General features: G+C 64.7%; 4 protein-coding genes. 3 read left to right on the top strand and 1 reads right to left on the bottom strand.

Going from position 1 to position 2,546, the window contains the following annotated elements; translation table 11 throughout:
• Positions 1-515: alpha/beta fold hydrolase (locus I0Q12_RS02175; RefSeq protein WP_374068514.1), on the bottom strand; the 515-nt coding region annotated here is incomplete at its 3' end.
• Between the two features lie 260 nt (positions 516-775).
• Between I0Q12_RS02175 and I0Q12_RS02170 the strand changes: the two genes are divergently transcribed.
• The 3 genes from I0Q12_RS02170 to I0Q12_RS02160 are packed head-to-tail and all read left to right on the top strand — an operon-like array spanning position 776 to position 2,493.
• Positions 776-1,207, top strand: a complete 432-nt coding sequence (locus I0Q12_RS02170) for a MaoC family dehydratase N-terminal domain-containing protein (protein ID WP_197250386.1) — start codon at positions 776-778, stop codon at positions 1,205-1,207.
• Positions 1,204-1,626, top strand: coding sequence for a MaoC/PaaZ C-terminal domain-containing protein (locus tag I0Q12_RS02165; RefSeq protein ID WP_197250385.1), 423 nt, complete (start codon positions 1,204-1,206; stop codon positions 1,624-1,626). Before I0Q12_RS02170 ends, I0Q12_RS02165 begins: the two co-directional genes overlap by 4 nt.
• A gap of 36 nt (positions 1,627-1,662) precedes the next feature.
• Entirely contained in the window at positions 1,663-2,493 is an 831-nt protein-coding gene (locus tag I0Q12_RS02160) for an SDR family oxidoreductase (RefSeq protein ID WP_197250384.1), read from the top strand.
• Positions 2,494-2,546: the final 53 nt, after the last annotated feature.

Raw genomic sequence — 2,546 nt, 5'->3', positions numbered from 1 at the left:
TGCGCGCCGCGGATCAATAGCGTTGGAATCGTGATGGTTCGAGCCGCGGCCCGGGCCCGCGCTTCCCTCGCCGGCGCCAGCGCCAGGGTCTTCTCGCGATCGGAGATCAGTTGAGGATCCCAGTGCCAGTACCAACGACCGTCACGCTCACGCAGGTTCTTGAGCAGACTTTCGGCGCGTGGCGGTCGATGGCGATACGGGTTGTAGGCCGCGACGGCGGCGAGGGCGTCGTCGAGCGTGTCGAAGCCGGCGAGCCCGCGTTCGAGGAACGCGGTGACCTTCTCCAGGCCTTCCATCTCTGCTCGCGGGACGACGTCGACCAGTACGAGAGCACGGCTCAAGCCGGGATTGTCGGCCTGAGCGATGAGTGCGGCGGCCCCTCCGTTAGAGGCGCCCACAAGGACGGGTGCCTCGCCGAGCGTGCCGATCAGAGAAACGAGGTCTCGGGCGTGTGCCTCGGCGGTGTAGTCGCCGTCGACGGCCCATTCGCTGTCACCATGGCCACGGGCGTCCACGGAGTAGGCGCGCCAGCCGTGTTCGTTCGTCGGACCGCCAGCCGAAGGTGCCCTTCGGTTGCGTCGATCGCGGTGCACATCGGGATTTTTCGCGAAAGGTATCAGCTATGAGCGCGCTGGAGACATAGATAACTAATTGCACTAGGTGTGTGTCGTGTCAAGGTGTGATGCACGCGGCACTGCACCACTCGGTGGCCGGGGATGACGCACAGCCGGCTTCCGGGCGCACCGCAGAATGAATCGTGGAGTGAGAGATACGCATGGTGAAGTTTCCAGTCGAGTGGGGCAAGGTCCGGGAGTACGCCAGGGCGACCGGCGCGGCCCGGCCCGCCTACCTGGACGACCCGATGAGTCCGATTCCACCGACCTTCCTGGCCACCGTTGTCTACTGGGTGGAGATCGGCGACACAGTCCGTTCACCTGAGGTTGCGGACGCGTGTGCGACTGCGGGTGTCCCGTTCGATATCACGAGTCTGCTGTCGCTCGAGCAGGAGTACGTCTTCCATGGCCCGCCGCCGCGAGCAGGCGACACGTTGTACGTGTCCGAGCGACTCCATGATGTTCGGATCAAGCAGGGTCGGAGCGGTCCCATGGTGATCGTCCGTTTCGTGGTGTCCTTCGCCGGCGACGACGACAAGGTTCGCGCCGAGTGCTGGTACACGTCCGCATATGTGCTGAAGGAGAAGCCATGACGGAGTTGGCTGTGGGACAGCAGCTTCCGGAGCGGGTGTTCGGTCCTGTCACGATGACGGACATCGTGCGCTATCAAGGTGCGAGCGGCGACATGAACCCGATGCACCACGACGACGAGCTCGCACGGTCCGCCGGGTTCCCCGCTGCCTTCAGTGTCGGGATGCTGGGCGCGGGATGGCTGGCGGGTTATTGCACGGAGCACCTCGGAGAGGACACGGTCCGGCGATTCAGGACGCGCTTCACCGGACTCGTGTATCGCGGTGACGAGCTGATTGCCTCAGGTGTGGTCGTGCGGTTCTTCGAGCGGGACGGCGAGGAACTCGTGGAGTTGGAAATCGCTCTGCGGAAGCGCGACGGCGTGGCAGTCGTCCTCGGGTCCGCCGAGTTCGTTGTGCGAACCCCCGAACTTGTCGGGTAGTCGGCTGAGCGAGATCAGTGAGCGGATGGAGAAATTATGAGAACTGGAGTCAACGATCGCAGCGATTTGCCGATCGCCCTGGTGATCGGCGGCGGTGGCATGGGTATGTCGACTGCACGCCGCCTGGGCCAATCGCACCGGATCATCCTTGCGAGCCTCACGGCGGACAAGAATCCGAAGCGGGAGGAGCTTCTCCGTGAGGACGGTATCGATGCGACGGTGACGCAGTGCGACATCACTGATCCTGAATCCGTCGCTGATCTCGGCAGATTCGTGGCCGAGCGTGGGCAGTTGCGCACACTCGCGCACGTGGCGGCACTGTCGCCGGCCACGGGTGACTGGCGGACGGTGCTGACGGCGAATCTTATCGGCGTGACACACATCGAACGCATGTGTCTCGGCCTGGCGACGCAGGGCACCGCGGCGATCTTCGTGTCCTCGCTTGCCGCTCATCGGTCCGATCCGCCGTCTGACGAGATCATCTCGGTCCTGGACGACCCGCTCGCGCCGGACTTCTTCGAGCGGCTTGAGGCCCTCGTGCCGGAGCAGGAGTCGGTGCTGGCTTACCGGCTGTCGAAGTTCTCGGTCAACCGCATGTGCAGGCGCCGCGCGAGTGAGTGGGGTGCGAGGGGTGCACGGATCGTGTCGATGTCGCCTGGGCTCATCGCCACCCCGATGGGTGCACGCGAATTCTCGGGCCAGAGTGGAGAACTCAAGCGCGAGCTGCTTCGAAGCACCCCACTGCAGCGCGAGGGCACGATGGTCGAGACTGCAGACGCGATCGAGTTCCTGGCGTCCGAACGCGCCTCGTTCATCACCGGTACCGACCTACTGGTCGACGGCGGAACCCTGGCAGCCGTCCGCTGAGGCTGCACACGTCCGTCGGCTGCCGCTGAACTTCCCATCCGAGCAAGAAGGTG

The sequence above is a fragment of the Rhodococcus sp. CX genome (genome assembly GCF_015865005.1).
Lineage (GTDB): Bacteria > Actinomycetota > Actinomycetes > Mycobacteriales > Mycobacteriaceae > Rhodococcus.
The sequence above is the reverse complement of the archived record's forward strand: the minus strand, read 5'-3'. Positions and strand labels throughout refer to the sequence as shown.

What these genes read in the sequence shown, in the direction of transcription:
- I0Q12_RS02170 (WP_197250386.1), top strand. Translation starts at nt 776, where the DNA reads ATGGTGAAGTTTCCAGTCGAGTGGGGCAAGGTCCGGGAGTACGCCAGG.
- I0Q12_RS02165 (WP_197250385.1), top strand. Translation starts at nt 1,204, where the DNA reads ATGACGGAGTTGGCTGTGGGACAGCAGCTTCCGGAGCGGGTGTTCGGT.
- I0Q12_RS02160 (WP_197250384.1), top strand. Translation starts at nt 1,663, where the DNA reads ATGAGAACTGGAGTCAACGATCGCAGCGATTTGCCGATCGCCCTGGTG.